The sequence below is a fragment of the uncultured Lutibacter sp. genome, from assembly GCF_947495725.1.
Lineage (GTDB): Bacteria > Bacteroidota > Bacteroidia > Flavobacteriales > Flavobacteriaceae > Lutibacter.
On the sequence record NZ_CANLZZ010000002.1, the window covers coordinates 490,665 to 509,105 of the forward strand.

Below are 18,441 nucleotides of genomic sequence, written 5' to 3' on the forward strand. Positions count from 1 at the left end.
CAGGAATCTCATCATTTGGAAAATAAAAACTATGAAACCACAACCACACATAAAAATCGAAGGAACATCAAAATTCCAAATAGGAGAAATAAGAAACAACACAGTCCATTACGATTTTGAAAAAATAAAAACCTACCTCAACATCAAAGGTCACATACTATTCGGTAAAAATTTCAAAATCTACAATGAAGACGAACCTCTACTTTTCAAACTATGCAATTACTTTATCCAGGATCATTATAGTTGTGCACAAATGGGAATAGACACCAATAAAGGATTATTACTATCTGGCCCAGTAGGTTGTGGAAAAACATCACTAATGAAATTACTTTTACATCTAGCGCCACACAAAACTAATTACGAACTCATTCCCTCCAGGAATATTGTTTTCAATTTCAATGCAAAAGGTTATGCTGTTTTTGAAAAATACAATCAAACTCAAAACTATTGTTTCGATGATTTAGGAGTAGAACCAACAGGTAGCCACTACGCAAAAGAGTGCAATGTATTAGGTGAAATCTTGCTCTCTCGTTACGATTTATTTATGCGTAATCCTGAACGCAGTCAGAAGGTGTTAACCCACATAACCACGAACCTCAACGCGCAAGAAATTGAAAAACGTTACGGAAACAGGGTGAGAAGCAGAATGAGAACAATGTTTAATTTAATTAGCTTTGATGAAAACTCAATTGATAAAAGAAAATAACTTTTTATTCGTCACCCTGAACTTGGTTCAGGGTCCCACCAATTATATTAGGTTGTTTGTTGTGGAATGAAAAAACAAAACCCACTTCAAGAGAAGTGGGTTAAAAAAAATTGCTATGAAAAAGATTAGGCCTATGAAAACCTAATACTCAAATATAGCATTATCTTCCTAAAATCAAAAAAAACATTTTTCTATTTTGTAGTATCAAACAAAATCAAACTACCTTAAAAAGTAGTTTATATATTGCGTTAACTTATTTGCAATGCCATTGCATTAAATAATTTATATATTTGCTACAATGAAATTTATAGCATTCATATTATCAATTTATATTCTCGCACTTAATTTTACACCTTGTGTAGATAATAGTGAAATTGATGATAATGTTAAAACAGAAATTTCACAAACTAATGGTGACGAGCATCAACATCAAGATTCAGATTTATGCTCCCCTTTTTGTATGTGTCATTGTTGTCATATTAATGTAATACAGTTTCAATTCACTTATACAAAACTTGATGTAAATAATTATTATACTCAAAATTTCTTCTACCTAAACGGTTTAGAAACAAATTATTCTACTTCTATTTTACAGCCTCCAAGGGCATAATTCAGTTTTATCTAGGATAATTATATCCAATTTTGAACCTTTAAAGGTTCTTTTCAACTCGAGTAATTCTAATTTTATTAGAAGAATTGAATCAAAAAGTTTAACTGAATTAACACCTTTTCTATGATTAATAAAATCATTGATTTTTCAATCAATAACAAATTTATAATTGGTTTGCTTACGCTTACCATTATTGGAGCAGGTATATGGAGTATGACCCAAGTACCCATCGATGCTGTTCCAGATATTACCAATAACCAAGTACAGGTTATTACACAAGCCCCAAATTTAGGTACAGAAGATATTGAACAAATTGTAACCTACCCAATTGAAGTAGCAATGAGCAACCTTCCAAATGTACAGGAAATTAGATCTATTTCTCGTTTTGGTTTATCGGTTGTTACTATTGTGTTCGACGATGATATGGGAACATATTTACCTCGACAATTAGTAGCAGAAAAACTAAACGAAGTTAAAGAACAAATTCCTGCAGGTTTTGGTGAACCATCAATGGGACCTATTTCAACTGGATTAGGAGAGATTTACCAGTATACATTAAAAGTAGCACCAGAGTTTAAAGACAAATATAGTATTGCAGACCTACGTTCTATGCAAGATTGGATTGTACAGCGACAAATGGCTATGGTAGAAGGTGTGGTTGAAGTAAATGCCATTGGTGGTAAAATTAAACAATACGAAGTAGCTGTTGATCCAAACGATTTAAACGCTATTGGTTTAACTATTACAGATGTATTTAATGCACTTGAAGCTAACAATCAAAATACAGGTGGTGCTTACATTGAAAAAAACCATCAAGCAAATTTTATTCGTGGAGAAGGCTTGGTGCGTAGTTTAGAAGACATTAAAAAAATAACAGTCAAAAACGTTAATAATATTCCAGTAACTATTGGTGATATTGCGACAGTTCAATTTGGTGCTGCAATTCGCTATGGTGCATTAACACAAGATGGAGAAGGTGAAGTTGTTGGTGGTTTAGTAATGATGCTTAAAGGCGCTAATTCCAATAATGTTATCAACAATGTAAAAGAACGAATGGCTCAAATAGAAAAGTCATTACCTGAAGGAATCATCATTCAGCCATTATTAGATCGAAGTAAATTAATTGGCGAAACAACATCTACAGTGTCAAACAACCTTGTTGAAGGAGCTTTAATTGTAATATTTGTACTTATTTTCTTATTAGGTAATTGGCGAGGTGGTTTAATAGTAGCTTCAACAATTCCATTATCATTATTATTTGCATTTATATTGATGAATGTATTTGATGTTTGGGCAAATTTAATGAGTTTGGGAGCTATTGATTTCGGGATTATTGTAGATGGTGCTGTAATTATTGTGGAGAGTACAGTATTCTTAATTACATCCCAAATATTAAAAAAGAAGAGTCTTACAGCAAAAGAACGTGACAAAGTAGCTTCTAATGCTTCTAAAAAGATGATGAATGCTGCATTTTTTGGTCAGCTCATTATTCTTATTGTTTTTCTTCCAATTTTGGCTTTACAAGGTATTGAGGGAAAAATGTTCAAACCAATGGCTATGACTTTCATTTTCGCTATGATTGGAGCGATGGTGCTTTGTCTTACCTATGTGCCAATGATGTCTGCACTAGTGTTAAGAGCTCCGAAAAACAATAAAAAATCTTATGGAGATAAATTTGTACAATGGGTAGAAGACAAATACCAACCTTTATTGGAAAGAGCATTACAAAAAGGAAAGTGGATTATAGGTAGTGCAGTTGTGCTATTCGCAATTGCAGTTTTTATGTTTACAAAAATGGGTGGTGAGTTCATTCCGCAGCTTGATGAAGGTGATATTGCATTTCACGCCATATTAAAACCAGGAAGTTCACTTACAGAAACCATTGAAACAACTACAAAAATAGAGCAAATTGTAAAAGCTAAATTTCCGGAAGTTGAAAAAATAGTCAGTCGTATTGGTGTAGCTGAAATTCCAACAGACCCAATGCCAATGGATTTAGCAGATGTTTTTGTAATTCTAAAGCCTAAAAGTGAGTGGACCACAACAACTTCAAAAGATGAATTGATAGAGATGATGAAAGAAGCTGTTGAAATAGTTCCAGGTGTTAATTATGAGTTTACCCAGCCTATTGAAATGCGTTTTAATGAATTACTTGAAGGTGTGCGAGAAGATATTGCCATAAAACTCTATGGTGAAGATATTGACATTCTATCTCAAAAAGCAGAAGAAATATCTAAAATTATTGCAGGTACAGAAGGTATTGGTGATATGAAAGCGGAAGCCACAACAGGTTTACCACAAATGACTATTAATTACAATAGAAATAAATTAGCACAATACGGACTTCATATAAATACCTTAAATCAAACAGTACAATCAGCATTTGCAGGTGGTATAGCAGGTGTTATTTTTGAAGGTGAAAAACGTTTTGATTTAGTAGTTCGTTTAAATTCTCAAAACCGAAAAGATATTTCAGATGTCCAAAACTTGTACATCAACCTACCTTCGGGAACTCAAATTCCACTGCGTGAAATAGCTGATGTAAGTTATAAAGCAGGACCAATGCAAATTAGTAGAGATAACACAAACAGAAGAACTTATGTGGGTGTAAATGTGAGAGGTCGCGATGTAAAATCATTAGTAAATGAAATAAAATCAAAATTAGATGCACAATTAGAATTACCATCTGGTTATTTCATTCGTTATGGTGGTGCTTTTGAGAATTTGGAACGTGCAAGTAACCGATTACAAACGGTTGTACCTATTGCACTATTACTAATATTTGTGTTAATTTATTTTGCATTGAAATCATTGCCACAAACTTTAATGATTTACATAGCTATTCCTATGGCAACCATTGGTGGTGTTGTAGCTTTATGGTTACGAGATATGCCATTTAGTATTTCAGCAGGTGTTGGTTTCATAGTACTATTTGGGGTTGCAGTTTTAAATGGATTGGTAATGGTTAGTGGTTTGAATGAATTAAAAGAAGAGGGTGTTACCAACCTTAAAGATAGAATTATTGAAGGTACAAAACGAAGAATAAGACCAATTATGCTAACAGCTTTTACAGATGTATTAGGCTTTTTACCTATGGCGATTTCGGCATCTGCCGGAGCAGAAGTTCAACGCCCACTAGCAACTGTTGTTATTGGTGGTTTATTAACTTCTACATTACTAACCTTATTCGTTTTACCAATTTTATACCATTGGGTAGAAAACAAATCGTTTAAATTTATTCCGAATAAAAAGTTGGTTACAGCAACAGCAGTTTTGCTTTTAATGTTTGGTGTTTCTGAACAAAGTAATGCACAACAGATAAACAATACACTTCCAGAAATAACCTTAATGGATGCGGTAAAACTATCTAAAAGGAATTACCCATTGTTAAAGCAAAAACAGTTAGAAATCACAAAACAGGAACAATTAAAAGCTACTGCTTATGATTTAGGTACAACTGAAGTCTTTACAGGTGGTGAAGAAATTAATGGAGATGAAGGAGTCTACACAACCATTGGTATTGGTCAATCCGATATAAATATTTTTGGTATTGGTTCAAAGAGGAAGTTACAAAAACAACGAGTACAATTAGCACAAAAAGCTTATCAACTTTCTGTATTAGAATTAGAATTAGAAGTTAAAAAGGCCTGGTCAAAATGTTATCAAATGAAGAGAAACTATAATCTTTATATGGAATTGGATTCCATTTATTCCAATTTCGAGCAAGCTGTTGCGTTAAATTATGAAGTAGAAGCGATTTCAAGATTAGAATATTCAGCCGCTAAAAACCAAGCTTTTCAAATTCAAAATAAAAAAATGCAAGCATATAGTGATTATCTAATCGCTCTACAGCAATTAAATTTATGGTTGGTTTCAGATGAAATTTTTACTGTTTCTGATGAATTTGATTCTGCAATAGATTTAAACATTGAAAAGTTCAATATTGAAAACCATCCGTTGTACAGTATGTCGCAGAACATTGTAGATGAAGCAGCAGCCAATTATAAAGTAGCAAAAGCTGATAATTTACCAAAATTCAATCTTCAAGGTGGTTTACAAAAAGTAGAAGGAACTTCTGGGTTTTACAGTTATCAAGCAGGTATTTCCATTCCGTTTTTGTCTGGTACTAACAAAGCACAAATTAGAAGTACCAAAATTGATAAAGAGATAGCCGAAGCCAATGTCCAATTCAAAAAGCAAGAAGTACAATCAAAATTTGTTCAAGCTAAAGAAAATTATATCAAATGGAAAAACTCTTGGGAATTTTACAAAAACCAGGTATTGCCATTAACAAAGGAACAAAAAACAGGTGCTTTACTGGCGTACAAAGAAGGCGAAATAGAATACACTAGCTTCACACAATTAATAAAAGAAGCCATTCAATCCGAGCTAGATGCACAAACAGCTTTAATAAACTATTTAGAAAGCACATTTCAACTACAATATTTTAATCAATAAGAAAATGAAAAATAAATTATATAAAATCCTAACTGTTATAGTGTTATCCATTACTGTTTTTGCTTGCGGAAACAAAGAAAGTCATAGTGACAATGATGGTCATTCACATAGTGAAAAACCAAAAAATGAAGAAGAACACGGTGAGAACGAAGAAGTAATGCTTTCGCAGCAGCAGTATAATGCATTAAAAATGAAGATTGACACACTTTCATTACGAAATATGAGTGGAAATGTAGAGGCTAATGGTACATTAGAAGTACCCCCACAAAACGAAGCAGCAATAACTTCAGTTATTGGTGCAAATGTAGTATCTATAAAAGTAATTGAAGGTAATAAAGTTAATAAAGGCCAAGTTGTGGCCTATCTATCACACCCTAATATTATAAAACTGCAGACTGATTATTTGAATGCTTTTAGCAATAGTAATTTTTTAAAGAAAAACTATGAGCGTCAACAAAAATTATATGATGCAGGTGTTGGTTCTGGTGCAAATTTTCAAAAAGCAGAAGCCGAGTATGAAGCATCAAAAGCTATGGTAAATGGATTGGAAGCTCAATTAAAAATATTAAATATCAATACAATATCAGTAAGAAATGGTACAATTGCACAAAGTATATCATTACGTAGTCCTATAGAAGGGTTTGTACAAAAGGTTGAGGTGAAAATTGGGCAATATGTAGAGCCGCAAACAGAATTATTCGAAATTGTTAATACGCTTCACGTTCACGCAGATTTGATGGTATTTGAAAAAGATGCGTATAAAGTGAAAAAAGGTCAAAAAGTAACATTTACAGTGCAGTCTATACCAGATACAGAACTTACAGCTGAAATCTTTTCTATAAGTAAAACATTTGAAGACAACCCAAAAGCGGTACACGTTCACGCTGAAATTGAAAATAAAAGAGATAACTTAATTCCTGGTATGTACATTCAAGGTAAAATTCAGGTAAATAAAACTAAAACAAAAGCATTACCTGAAAGTGCAATTATAAAAGATGGAGATAGGTTTTATGCATTTTCAGTAGAAAAAGAAAATGACCACTGGAGTTTTAAACCTGTTGAAGTGCTTTTAGGTGCAAAAGATGGCAATTGGATTGCAGTTCAATTTACTGAAGAATTAGATAAAACCACAAAATTTGCTTATAATAATGCTTATTACCTGATTGCTGAAATGAAAAAAGGCGAAGCAGAACACGAACATTAAATAATGAAAACAATAGAGGAATTATTAGAATCTAAAAATATACGTGTTACAGCAATGCGATTACTTATCTATAAGTTTCTTGTAGAAAAGGATGTTGCTGTAACATTAAGTGATATCGAAAATGCTTTTGAAAAGTCAGATAGAACTACATTATACAGAACTATTAAAACATTTGAAGAAAAAGGAATCGTACATCAAATAGATGATGGTACAGGTATTACAAAGTATGCATTATGTGAAAAAGGATGTAATTGTGAAATTGAAAATGATTTACACTTACATTTCCATTGTAACAATTGCAATGAAACAGTATGCCTTACAGCTCATAAAATTCCTCAAATTAAAGTACCTGATGGTTTTGTTGCAGAAAATGTAAACTTGGTGGTAAAAGGGATTTGTGATAAATGTAGCGGTCATTAATGCACTTCCATTGCATTTGTTTTTTCAGCATATTTGCTTTGAATATGCAATTATAATTTGATGATTTTATTTATTTACTTACTAATATATTTTCTGCTAGTTTTTGTAATAAGGTCAGTTTCACTCTTTATAAAAACTAGAGTAAACCCTTTAACTTTTAACAAAACAGATGATGCACACGGTTATAATGGTAAAGTATTTACTTTGATCTCTTTTTTAGAGCTAATTATTGTAAGTATTTATGCTTTTAAATTTGATTGGTACAAATATTTACTCCCTTTTTGGTATTTAGAAAGTGTTACTTTATTAAAAACAGGCTGGGGACTCTTAATTCTTTCGCTAATTGTAGTATGGATTGCTCAATCTAATATGGCCAATTCTTGGAGAATTGGAATAGATGAAAAAAACAAGACATCGTTAGTTACCAAAGGATTGTTTTCGATTTCAAGAAACCCCATTTTCCTTGGGATTATGATTGCAAATATTGGATTGTTTTTAGTGATTCCAAACGCTTTTACATTAGTAATAATCGCATTATCAACAACAAGTATAAATACCCAAATTAGATTAGAAGAAGCATTCTTAAAACAAGAATTTGGAAATGATTATTTAGAGTATGCAAAAAAAGTAAGACGTTGGATATAAATATTTAATTTGAAGAATTTAGAATAATAATGAAAAAAAAGAAAGTCAATTTAAGAGATTTAAAGCCAAAATCTACAAAGCAGCATAGTCACAATGATGGTCATAACCACGGCATTGTAAATAGTGCTACTTTCAAAATTTATTTCCCTGCAATCGTAAGCTTTTTAATGCTTATGATCGGAATAGCTTTAGATTATTTTAATGTAGCTTTTTTCAAAGATTGGTTACGTATAAATTGGTATGGAATTGCATACTTGCCTGTTGGATTTCCCGTGGTTAAAGAAGGTTGGAAAAGCATTAAAAAAGGAGATGTATTTACAGAGTTCTTTTTAATGTCTATTGCTACAATTGGAGCATTTGTTATTGGTGAATATCCTGAAGGAGTAGCAGTAATGCTATTTTATGCAGTTGGAGAATTATTCCAAGGAGCTGCTGTTAAAAGAGCCAAAGGAAATATCAAAGCATTATTAGATGTCAGACCAAAAGAAGCTAACGTTTTTCGGAATGGTGATTATACAAGTGTTTCACCAGAAGACGTAAATATTGGCGAAAAAATTCAAATTCGTGTTGGCGAAAAAATTCCTTTAGATGGTATTTTACTATCAGTAAAGGCCTCATTAAATACCGCAGCTTTAACAGGTGAAAGTAAACCAGATACGATTACAAAAAACGCAAAAGTATATGCAGGTAGTATCAATTTAGAAAGTGTGATAGAAGTTGAGGTAACAAACAAGTTTGAAGATAGTTCAATTGCCAGAATATTAGATTTAGTTCAAAATGCTACAGCACGTAAATCGAAAACAGAATTGTTCATTAGACAATTTGCACGTATCTATACACCAATTGTAGTGTATTTAGCAATTGCTGTTACATTTCTACCTTATTTTTTTGTAGAGGATTATATTTTTAGAGATTGGTTATACAGAGCATTAATTTTCTTGGTAATTTCTTGCCCTTGTGCTTTGGTAATATCTATCCCATTGGGTTATTTCGGAGGTTTAGGTGCAGCTTCAAAAAATGGAATATTATTTAAAGGTGCTTCATTTTTAGATGCTATGACCAAAATAAATACATTGGTAATGGATAAAACAGGAACTGTTACCAAAGGTGTTTTCAAAATTAAGGAAATAAAGACTGTTGGCTGGGAAGAATCTGAATTTATGAAATTCCTAATGGCTATGGAAGAACAATCCACACACCCTATTGCAAAAGCCATAATGGAGTATAAAGAAGTTGGAAAAGATTTTAAAGCATTAGAAGTATCTGAAGTTGCAGGAAAAGGATTAAAAGGCATTGTGAATGGTAAAATAGTTTTAGTTGGAAATAAAGCCTTAATGCATACAAATAACATAGATGTTCCAACTGAAACAGAAGCTATTGTAGAATCCATTGTTTTGGTAGCTATCGATAATAAATTCGCAGGTTATGTTGTAATTGCAGATGAATTAAAAGAAGATGCTAAAGAAACAATTACAGCATTGCATAAAGTAGGTATTAAAAATATAATGATGCTTTCAGGTGATAAAGATTCTATTACCCAACAAATAGCAATTGAATTAAATATTGAAAAGGCCAGAGGTGGTTTATTGCCAGAAGATAAATTAAATGAAGTTGAAACTTTAAAGAGAAACCCTGAAAATAAAATAGCTTTTATTGGTGATGGTATTAACGATGCACCAGTTTTAGCAGCAAGTGATGTAGGTATTGCTATGGGTGGTTTGGGAAGTGATGTTGCTATTGAAACAGCAGATGTTATTATTCAAACCGACCAACCTTCAAAAGTGGTAAAAGCCATTAAAATAAGTCATTCTACTCGTAAAATTGTATGGCAGAATATCATATTAGCTTTTGGTGTTAAAGCTATTGTTTTAATTCTAGGAGCAGGTGGTTTAGCAACAATGTGGGAAGCTGTATTTGCAGATGTAGGTGTAGCTTTATTAGCTATTTTAAATGCGGTTAGATTGCAACGAATGAAATGGAGTTAAGCGTTAAACTCCTGTTAAACTAATTTAGAATCATTATAATTTGTTACCTTTGTTACCAATATGAAACAAGTTTTCCATAAAATAATGTCAATATTAATGGCTTTTGTAGTGTTATTCTCTACAATGTCATTTACTATTAATATGCATTATTGTGGAGATGAATTGGTTGATTCAGCCATATTTTCAAAAGCAGAAACTTGCGGAATGGAAATGGAATTAGCAACTTCAACTAATAATTGTTCTGTATCAAAGAAAAATTGTTGTAGTGAAGGCTTTGAAAAAATTGAGGGTCAAAATGAATTACAATCTTCAATAGATACTATTTCTTTTGAGCAACAAGTATTCATTACTTCATTTATTTATACTTACGTAAATCTTTTCGAAAGTATAGATAGCGAGGTATCTTTATATGATGAACATCAATCCCCTCTCGTCAGCAGGAAAATCTACAAGCTAGACGAAACATATTTAATCTGATTTTAAAACAATAGACTGTTTTATCCTATGGCTGTAAAGTTATAAGGATAATTTGTTGTATTCGGTGTTTTTAACACCATTGTCTAATTGTTTAAAATCAAACCTATGCTAAATAAAAGCATCAAATTTTTAATAGAAAATAAACTGGTAGCAGTATTATTACTAGCACTGTTTATAGGTTGGGGTATCGTAAATGCACCCTTTAATTGGAATACAGGATTTCTTCCTAGCGATCCTGTAGCAGTAGATGCAATTCCCGATATTGGTGAAAACCAACAAATAGTATTTACAAAATGGGACGGTCGTTCACCACAAGATATTGAAGACCAAATAACGTACCCATTAACAACATCATTACTTGGTATTCCAGGAGTAAAAACCATTCGTAGTTCATCTATGTTTGGATTTTCAAGTATCTATATCATTTTTGAAGAAGATATAGAGTTTTATTGGAGTCGTAGTCGAATCCTTGAAAAACTAAACTCTTTGCCAAGTAATTTATTGCCAGATGGTGTTAACCCTTCATTAGGTCCAGATGCCACAGGTTTAGGTCAAATCTTTTGGTATACATTAGAAGGTAGAGATGAAAACGGAAATGTAACTGGAGGTTGGGATTTACACGAATTACGTAGTATTCAAGATTACTATGTGAAGTATGCGTTATCTTCTGCTAGCGGTGTTTCTGAAGTAGCTTCAATTGGAGGTTATGTACAAGAATATCAAGTGGATGTAAATCCAGAATTAATGCGTCAATACAATATTGGTTTACATCAAATTGTAAAAGCAGTAAAAGAAAGTAACAGAGATATTGGAGCGCAAACTTTAGAAATTAACCAAGCCGAATATTTAGTTAGAGGTTTAGGGTATATAAAATCTATTGCCGACATAGAAAATGCCGTTGTAGATTCAGAAAATTTTACTTCAATAAAAATAAAAGATATTGGCAAAGTATCGCTTGGTCCGGCAACACGAAGAGGGTTGTTAGACAAAGAAGGTGCTGAAGTAGTTGGTGGTGTGGTTGTAGCTCGTTATGGTGCAAATCCAATGGAAGTTATCAATAATGTAAAAGCTAAAATTGAAGAACTTAAAGGAGGTTTACCAACTAAAGAATTAGCTGATGGAACAGTTTCTCAATTAACATTGGTTCCCTTTTATGATAGAACAGAACTTATTGAAGAAACCTTACACACTTTAAACGAAGCATTAACTCTAGAAATATTGATTACCATTTTAGTAATTATTGTAATGGTCTTCAATTTAAGAGCATCCATATTAATTTCAGGTTTATTACCAGTAGCTGTATTAATGGTATTTATTACAATGAAACTATTTAATGTAGATGCAAATATTGTTGCGCTTTCTGGAATTGCAATTGCTATTGGAACTATGGTCGATGTTGGTGTAATTCTCGCTGAAAATATGATTAGGCATTTAGATGAAGAAAAACTACGATTAAATGAAGATGGCACACCACTAACAACAAATGAAATTGTATACAATGCTACTGCAGAAGTTTCAGGAGCAATTTTAACAGCAGTTCTAACTACAATTATCAGTTTTGTTCCAGTATTTACAATGATTGGTGCTGAAGGTAAATTATTTAGACCTTTAGCTTTTACAAAAACAATGGCACTTTCAGCATCGTTAGTAATCGCGTTATTTTTAATACCTCCTTTTGCGGCCTTTTTATTCAGAAAAACGGTGTTAAAAAAGACAGTGAGTTATGTTATAAATATCGCTTTAATTATTGCAGGAATTTCAGCTATAATTATGGGTTATTGGCTTGGAATAATTCTAATTGCTTTTGGAGTTACAGGAATCTTAAATTTAAAAGGAAAACTTGGACCCGAAAAGGTTAATTTAATCAACATAATAATTGCTGCTGCATCAGTAGTGCTTTTATTAACTGAATATTGGAGACCGTTAGGTGTTGAAAGAAGTATTCTTATAAACCTTTTATTTGTAGCCATTATTTGCTTTGGAATATTAGGTATATTCTCTGTTTTAAGAAAGTATTATGCGCAAATTTTAAAATGGGCTTTAGCCAATAAATTGGCATTCTTAATCATTCCAACTACAGTGCTTATTTCAGGTATTTATATAATGAATAACACCGGAAAAGAATTTATGCCTTCTCTTAATGAAGGTTCATTCTTACTAATGCCTACTTCAATGCCACATTCTGGTGTTGATGAAAACAAGAGAGTTTTGCAACAATTAGATATGGCAGTTGCTAGTATTCCAGAAATTGAAACAGTTGTTGGTAAAGCAGGTAGAACAGAATCAGCATTAGATCCTGCACCATTATCTATGTACGAAAATGTAATTCAGTACAAATCTGAATATATGAAGAATGAAAAAGGTAAAAAACAACGATACAAAGTAAATGATAAAGGCTTATTTGAATTGAAAGATGGACGCTTTATCTCAAATCCAAACAATTCTGAAAATGTCACCTTGAGCGCAGTGGAAAGGTCTCAACTGATTGAAGATAATGATGGTGAGTTTTACAGAAATTGGAGACCTGAAATTAAATCTCCTAATGATATTTGGAACGAAATTGTAAAAGTTACAAAGTTGCCTGGAGTAACATCTGCACCTAAATTACAACCTATTGAAACTCGATTGGTAATGCTGCAAACAGGTATGCGCGCACCAATGGGAATTAAAGTAAAAGGACAAGATTTAAAACAAATTGAAGCCTTTGGCTTGGAATTAGAAGCTATCTTAAAACAAACTGAAGGTGTAAAAGAACAAGCCGTTTTTGCAGACAGAATTGTTGGAAAGCCATATTTGTTAATTGACATTAACAGAGAAAAAATTGCACGTTATGGTATTTCTATAGAAAATGTTCAAGAAATACTTAAAGTTGCAATTGGCGGTATGCCAATAACACAAACAGTTGAAGGAAGAGAACGCTATTCAGTACGTGTACGCTATCCAAGAGAGTTAAGAGCAAACCCAACGGATTTAGAACAAATTTATGTTCCTGTAGAAAAAGGAAATCCTGTTCCTTTAAGCGAATTGGCAACCATTCGTTATGAACAAGGTCCCCAAGTTATTAAAAGTGAAGATACTTTTTTAGTGGGTTATGTACTGTTTGATAAGTTAGATGGTTTTGCTGAAGTAGATGTTGTTGAAAATGCACAAGCCTTATTTCAACAAAAAATAGCATCAGGTAAATTAATAGTCCCTAAAGGAATTAGTTACAAGTTTACCGGAACTTATGAAAATCAAATTAGAGCTGAAAAAACACTCGCCGTGGTTGTACCATTAGCATTGGCCATTATCTTTTTGATATTGTATTTCCAGTTCAAATCAGTAACAACTTCTTTAATGGTATTTACAGGTATTACTGTTGCTTTTGCAGGTGGTTTTATAATGATTTGGTTATATGGGCAAGACTGGTTTTTCAATTTCAGTTTGTTTGGTGAAAATATGCGAGAGTTATTCAATATGAAAACCATCAATTTAAGTGTGGCAGTTTGGGTAGGTTTTATTGCACTATTTGGTATTGCTACAGATGATGGTGTGGTAATGGCAACCTATTTAACACAAACTTTTGACAGAGACAAACCTACGAATAAACAAAGTATTAGAAGTTCGGCTTTAGCAGCTGCTGAAAAACGAATAAGACCTTGTTTAATGACAACAGTAACAACAATTTTAGCCTTGTTACCTATTTTAACTTCAACAGGAAAAGGTAGTGATATTATGATGCCAATGGCAATTCCAATTTTTGGAGGAATGGTTATAGACATTACTTCTTACTTTATAGTTCCTGTTTTGTATAGCTGGAGAGAAGAATTAAAACTTAAAAAAACAGCATAATGAAAAATCTAAAAATAGCATTTATTTTAAGTGTATTACTTATCACAGTTAACACAAATGCACAACAATTAGAAACGCTCTTAAAAGAGGCATTTAATAACAGTCCTACAATTCAGAAGTTTGAATTGCAATATAAAATTAAAGCAGAAAAAGCGAACGAAGTAAATACACTTCCAAATACAGAATTTGGTGTTGGGTACTTTGTAAGCGAACCTGAAACAAGAACAGGAGCACAACGTTTTAAAATTTCAGCAAAACAAATGTTACCTTGGTTTGGTTCAATTACCGCTCGTGAAAATTATGCCAATTCTTTAGCTGATGCTTCGTTTGAAGATATAGTTATTGCCAAACGAAAATTAATAGTTGCTGTATCACAATCATATTACAATTTGTATGAAAATAAAGCAAAGCAACAGGTTTTGGTCGAAAATATTGAACTATTAAAAAACTATGAAACAATGGCTTTAGCTTCTGTTGAGGTGAATAAAGCCTCGGCAGTAGATGTATTACGCTTACAAATGCGACAAAATGAACTAGATAAATTAAAACAATTATTGCATCAGAAATATATTGCAGAGCAAACAACATTAAACAAGTTGTTGAATCGTGATAAAGCTATTGAAGTTCGTATTGAAAACAATCTTGAAATACCTGCTGATGATTCTTTTTTAAATACAAATAGTTTAGAGTTACATCCCGAATTATTAAAGTATGAAAAATTGTACAAAGCGGTTGAAAAGTCAGAATTATTAAATCAAAAAGAAAGCAATCCTTTAATTGGTTTTGGATTAGACTATGTCAATGTAGAAGAAAGACCAGATATTACAATTAGCGATAATGGTAAAGATATTTTAATGCCAATGGTTTCAGTATCTATTCCAATATTTAATAAGAAATACAAATCAAAAAGTAAGCAAAATAACTTGCAGCAACTTGCAATAAAAAACGAAAAACAAGAGCGTTTTAACAAATTACAAACTTTACTTGATGCTGCTATTAATGAAAGAATTTCAGCAAAAATTAGTTACAATATTCAAGCTAAAAACTTAAAGCAGGCCAAAAATGCTGAAGATATTCTAATTAGAAGTTATGAAACTGGAACTATTGATTTTAATGATGTTTTAGACATACAAGAGTTACAGCTAAAGTTTCAAATAAATCAAATAGAATCAGTTAAAAATTATTACAATCAAAGTACAATCATCAATTATTTAATTTCAAATTAAAACTTAAAAAATGAAACATATAAAATCAATACTAATAATCATATTCATATTTACAATCAACATAACATTTGCTCAATTAAAAACAGAAGAGTTTAAGGTTGAAGGTAAATGTGAAATGTGCAAAAACAGAATAGAAAAAGCAGCCAAATCAGTTAAAGGTATAAAAACAGCTAATTGGAATGTTGAAAGCAAAATGTTGAAAATTACATTTGATCTAAAAGAAAGTAGTGCCTACGAAGTAGAGCAAGCAGTTGCAAAAGTTGGACACAGCACAAAATATGTAAGTGCTTCTAAAAAAGCTTATAATTCACTACCTAGTTGTTGTAAATACGAATTGACAGATGCAAAAAAAGGATGTAATCATTGTAATTAATTAATCGTTATGAAACACACATTTCACATACACGGTATGACTTGCAACGGTTGTCGCAGTCACGTAGAAGAAACACTTTCTAAAGTAAAAGGTGTTTCAAAAGCAACAGTTGATTTAGAAAAAGCTGAAGCTACAATTGAAATGGAATCACATATTCCGTTAAAAACATTTCAAGAAGCCTTAAAAAATGATGGTGGCAGGTATAGTATTCATAAACTAGGAGTTCATATACCTATAAAAATAAAAGAAAAAGAACTTCAGAAAGGAGAAGGAAGTGGTACTTACTATTGTCCAATGCATTGTGAGGGAGATAAAGTTTATAACAAAGTTGGTGATTGCCCAGTATGCGGTATGGATTTAATCGAAGAGAAAAAAATGGTTTCTTCAAATATTCAGTTTACCTGCCCAATGCATCCAGAAATCATAAAAGATGAACCTGGATCTTGTCCAATTTGCGGTATGGATTTGATTCCATTAGAAGCGGATGTATCTGAAGAAGATAAGACTTATAAAAAGCTGCTAAATAAGTTTTGGATTGCTGTTTTATTTACAGCTCCAATTTTTTTAATAGCTATGTCTGAAATGTTAGAAAATAATCCATTGTATACAGTTTTAGAACAAAAACAATGGAATTGGATTCAATTCATATTATCAATTCCAGTAGTTTTTTATGCTACTTGGATGTTTTTTAAACGTGCTTGGACATCAATAAAAACATTGAACCTAAATATGTTTACCCTAATTGGAATAGGTTCTGGAATAGCGTGGATTTTTAGTGTTTTTGCAATGATATTTCCTAATGTTTTCCCTGAAGATTTTAAAACTTCAGAAGGAAACGTATTTGTATACTTTGAAGCAACTACAGTTATTTTAACATTAGTATTACTAGGGCAATTGTTAGAAGCAAAAGCGCATAGCCAAACAAGTGGAGCAATAAAGGAATTATTAAAATTAGTTCCTTCCACTGCAACATTAGTAATTGATGGAATTGATAAAGTAATAGCTATTGATAAAATTGAAAAGGGTAATTTATTACGAGTTAAACCAGGTGAAAAAATCCCTGTTGATGGTAGTATTATTGAAGGCCATAGTAGTATTGATGAATCTATGATAACAGGAGAACCTATTCCTGTAGATAAAAATGTAGATGACAAAGTAAGTTCAGGTACAATCAACGGTACAAAGTCGTTTATAATGAAAGCTGAAAAAGTCGGTTCAGAGACCTTACTTTCTCAAATCATTCATATGGTAAATAACGCAAGTCGTTCTAAAGCACCTATTCAAAAGTTAGCTGATAGAATATCAAAATACTTTGTTCCAATAGTAATGATTGTTTCAGTAATAACATTTATCATTTGGGCTGTATTTGGTCCCGAACCTGCTTATGTTTTTGCATTTGTAAATGCAATAGCTGTATTAATTATTGCGTGTCCTTGTGCATTAGGATTGGCTACGCCAATGTCTGTAATGGTAGGTGTTGGTAGAGGTGCTCAATCTGGTGTATTGATTAAAAATGCGGAAGCATTAGAGAAAATGAATAAAGTAGATACACTTATTGTTGACAAGACAGGCACGATTACAGAAGGAAAACCATCAGTTGAAAAGGTAATAGCAACAGACTCTATAGATGAATCTATTTTAGTACAATACATAACATCTTTAAACCAATATAGCGAGCATCCGTTAGCAGCAGCAATCGTAAACTATGGTAAATCAAAAAACAGTTCAATTACTAAAGTAAGTGATTTTGAAGCTGTGGCAGGAAAAGGAGTTATAGGTAAAGTCGAAAATAAAAATATTGCTTTAGGTAATGATAATTTATTAAAGCAATACACAATTACTATTTCTGAAAGTTTATCGAATAAAGTTATAGTAGAACAAGAGCAAGGTAAAACAGTTTCATACATAGCAATAGATAATAAAGCAGTAGGATATGTCACAATTTTCGATGCTATTAAAACTACAAGTCAAAATGCTATTAAAGAATTACAAAATAATGGCGTTGACGTAATAATGCTAACAGGTGACAATAAGAATACTGCAAAATTTGTAGCTAAACAACTAAACCTAAAACACTTTAAAGCAGAATGTCTTCCACAAGACAAATTAAATGAAATAAAAATGCTTCAAAATACAGGGAAAATAGTTGCAATGGCAGGAGATGGTATTAATGATGCACCTGCTTTAGCACAATCTGATGTTGGAATTGCAATGGGTACAGGTACTGATGTTGCTATTGAAAGTGCATCAATAACATTAGTAAAAGGCGATTTACAAGGTATTGTAAAAGCTAAAAAATTAAGTCACGCTGTTGTAAAAAATATAAAACAGAACCTGTTTTTTGCATTTATATATAATGTTATAGGTGTTCCTATTGCAGCAGGTATTTTATATCCATTTTTTGGATTATTACTATCACCAATGATTGCAGCTTTAGCTATGAGTTTTAGCTCGGTCTCGGTAATTGTAAACGCATTAAGATTAAGAAATATTAAAATTTAAAAAA

12 protein-coding genes are annotated in these 18,441 nt (G+C 31.9%); all 12 read left to right on the plus strand.

Going from position 1 to position 18,441, the window contains the following annotated elements; genetic code table 11:
• Positions 1 to 31: 31 nt before the first annotated feature.
• The 12 genes from Q0776_RS05725 to Q0776_RS05780 all read left to right on the plus strand — a co-directional run bounded on the left by Q0776_RS05725 (position 32) and on the right by Q0776_RS05780 (position 18,437).
• Positions 32 to 706, plus strand: coding sequence for an ATPase (locus Q0776_RS05725; RefSeq protein WP_240241938.1), 675 nt, complete (start codon positions 32 to 34; stop codon positions 704 to 706).
• 298 nt (positions 707 to 1,004) lie between these two features.
• On the plus strand, positions 1,005 to 1,316 hold the full coding sequence (locus Q0776_RS05730; RefSeq protein ID WP_090120002.1) for a DUF6660 family protein: 312 nt from the start codon (positions 1,005 to 1,007) through the stop codon (positions 1,314 to 1,316).
• Between the two features lie 123 nt (positions 1,317 to 1,439).
• Positions 1,440 to 5,774, plus strand: a complete 4,335-nt coding sequence (locus tag Q0776_RS05735; protein ID WP_298365913.1) for a CusA/CzcA family heavy metal efflux RND transporter — start codon at positions 1,440 to 1,442, stop codon at positions 5,772 to 5,774.
• Between the two features lie 4 nt (positions 5,775 to 5,778).
• Positions 5,779 to 6,978 carry an efflux RND transporter periplasmic adaptor subunit gene (locus Q0776_RS05740; RefSeq protein ID WP_298365914.1) on the plus strand — a complete coding sequence of 400 codons (1,200 nt, stop codon included), beginning with the start codon at positions 5,779 to 5,781 and terminating at the stop codon, positions 6,976 to 6,978.
• A 3-nt stretch (positions 6,979 to 6,981) separates the two neighbouring features.
• Positions 6,982 to 7,398 (plus strand): transcriptional repressor, encoded by a 417-nt coding sequence (locus Q0776_RS05745; RefSeq protein WP_090120009.1) that lies wholly within the window; start codon positions 6,982 to 6,984, stop codon positions 7,396 to 7,398.
• A 60-nt stretch (positions 7,399 to 7,458) separates the two neighbouring features.
• The gene (locus Q0776_RS05750; RefSeq protein ID WP_090120011.1) at positions 7,459 to 8,043 is read left to right on the plus strand and encodes an isoprenylcysteine carboxylmethyltransferase family protein; all 585 of its coding nucleotides are present in this window, start codon (positions 7,459 to 7,461) and stop codon (positions 8,041 to 8,043) included.
• A 29-nt stretch (positions 8,044 to 8,072) separates the two neighbouring features.
• On the plus strand, positions 8,073 to 10,028 hold the full coding sequence (locus Q0776_RS05755) for a heavy metal translocating P-type ATPase (RefSeq protein ID WP_240241935.1): 1,956 nt from the start codon (positions 8,073 to 8,075) through the stop codon (positions 10,026 to 10,028).
• Between the two features lie 60 nt (positions 10,029 to 10,088).
• Positions 10,089 to 10,505 carry a hypothetical protein gene (locus Q0776_RS05760; RefSeq protein ID WP_240241934.1) on the plus strand — a complete coding sequence of 139 codons (417 nt, stop codon included), beginning with the start codon at positions 10,089 to 10,091 and terminating at the stop codon, positions 10,503 to 10,505.
• 105 nt (positions 10,506 to 10,610) lie between these two features.
• Entirely contained in the window at positions 10,611 to 14,336 is a 3,726-nt protein-coding gene (locus tag Q0776_RS05765) for an efflux RND transporter permease subunit (protein ID WP_240241933.1), read from the plus strand.
• Entirely contained in the window at positions 14,336 to 15,562 is a 1,227-nt protein-coding gene (locus Q0776_RS05770) for a TolC family protein (RefSeq protein ID WP_240241932.1), read from the plus strand. Before Q0776_RS05765 ends, Q0776_RS05770 begins: the two co-directional genes overlap by 1 nt.
• Before the next feature lie 10 nt (positions 15,563 to 15,572).
• Positions 15,573 to 15,935 carry a heavy-metal-associated domain-containing protein gene (locus Q0776_RS05775; protein ID WP_090120023.1) on the plus strand — a complete coding sequence of 121 codons (363 nt, stop codon included), beginning with the start codon at positions 15,573 to 15,575 and terminating at the stop codon, positions 15,933 to 15,935.
• A 9-nt stretch (positions 15,936 to 15,944) separates the two neighbouring features.
• Positions 15,945 to 18,437 carry a heavy metal translocating P-type ATPase gene (locus Q0776_RS05780; protein WP_240241931.1) on the plus strand — a complete coding sequence of 831 codons (2,493 nt, stop codon included), beginning with the start codon at positions 15,945 to 15,947 and terminating at the stop codon, positions 18,435 to 18,437.
• The last annotated feature ends 4 nt before the right edge of the window (positions 18,438 to 18,441 follow it).

Excerpts from the sequence above, each read along its gene's own strand:
- Q0776_RS05765 (WP_240241933.1), top strand. The coding sequence starts at position 10,611 with ATGCTAAATAAAAGCATCAAATTTTTAATAGAAAATAAACTGGTAGCA.
- Q0776_RS05735 (WP_298365913.1), top strand. The coding sequence starts at position 1,440 with ATGATTAATAAAATCATTGATTTTTCAATCAATAACAAATTTATAATT.
- Q0776_RS05770 (WP_240241932.1), top strand. The coding sequence starts at position 14,336 with ATGAAAAATCTAAAAATAGCATTTATTTTAAGTGTATTACTTATCACA.
- Q0776_RS05745 (WP_090120009.1), top strand. The coding sequence starts at position 6,982 with ATGAAAACAATAGAGGAATTATTAGAATCTAAAAATATACGTGTTACA.
- Q0776_RS05725 (WP_240241938.1), top strand. The coding sequence starts at position 32 with ATGAAACCACAACCACACATAAAAATCGAAGGAACATCAAAATTCCAA.
- Q0776_RS05730 (WP_090120002.1), top strand. The coding sequence starts at position 1,005 with ATGAAATTTATAGCATTCATATTATCAATTTATATTCTCGCACTTAAT.
- Q0776_RS05760 (WP_240241934.1), top strand. The coding sequence starts at position 10,089 with ATGAAACAAGTTTTCCATAAAATAATGTCAATATTAATGGCTTTTGTA.
- Q0776_RS05750 (WP_090120011.1), top strand. The coding sequence starts at position 7,459 with ATGATTTTATTTATTTACTTACTAATATATTTTCTGCTAGTTTTTGTA.
- Q0776_RS05780 (WP_240241931.1), top strand. The coding sequence starts at position 15,945 with ATGAAACACACATTTCACATACACGGTATGACTTGCAACGGTTGTCGC.
- Q0776_RS05775 (WP_090120023.1), top strand. The coding sequence starts at position 15,573 with ATGAAACATATAAAATCAATACTAATAATCATATTCATATTTACAATC.
- Q0776_RS05755 (WP_240241935.1), top strand. The coding sequence starts at position 8,073 with ATGAAAAAAAAGAAAGTCAATTTAAGAGATTTAAAGCCAAAATCTACA.
- Q0776_RS05740 (WP_298365914.1), top strand. The coding sequence starts at position 5,779 with ATGAAAAATAAATTATATAAAATCCTAACTGTTATAGTGTTATCCATT.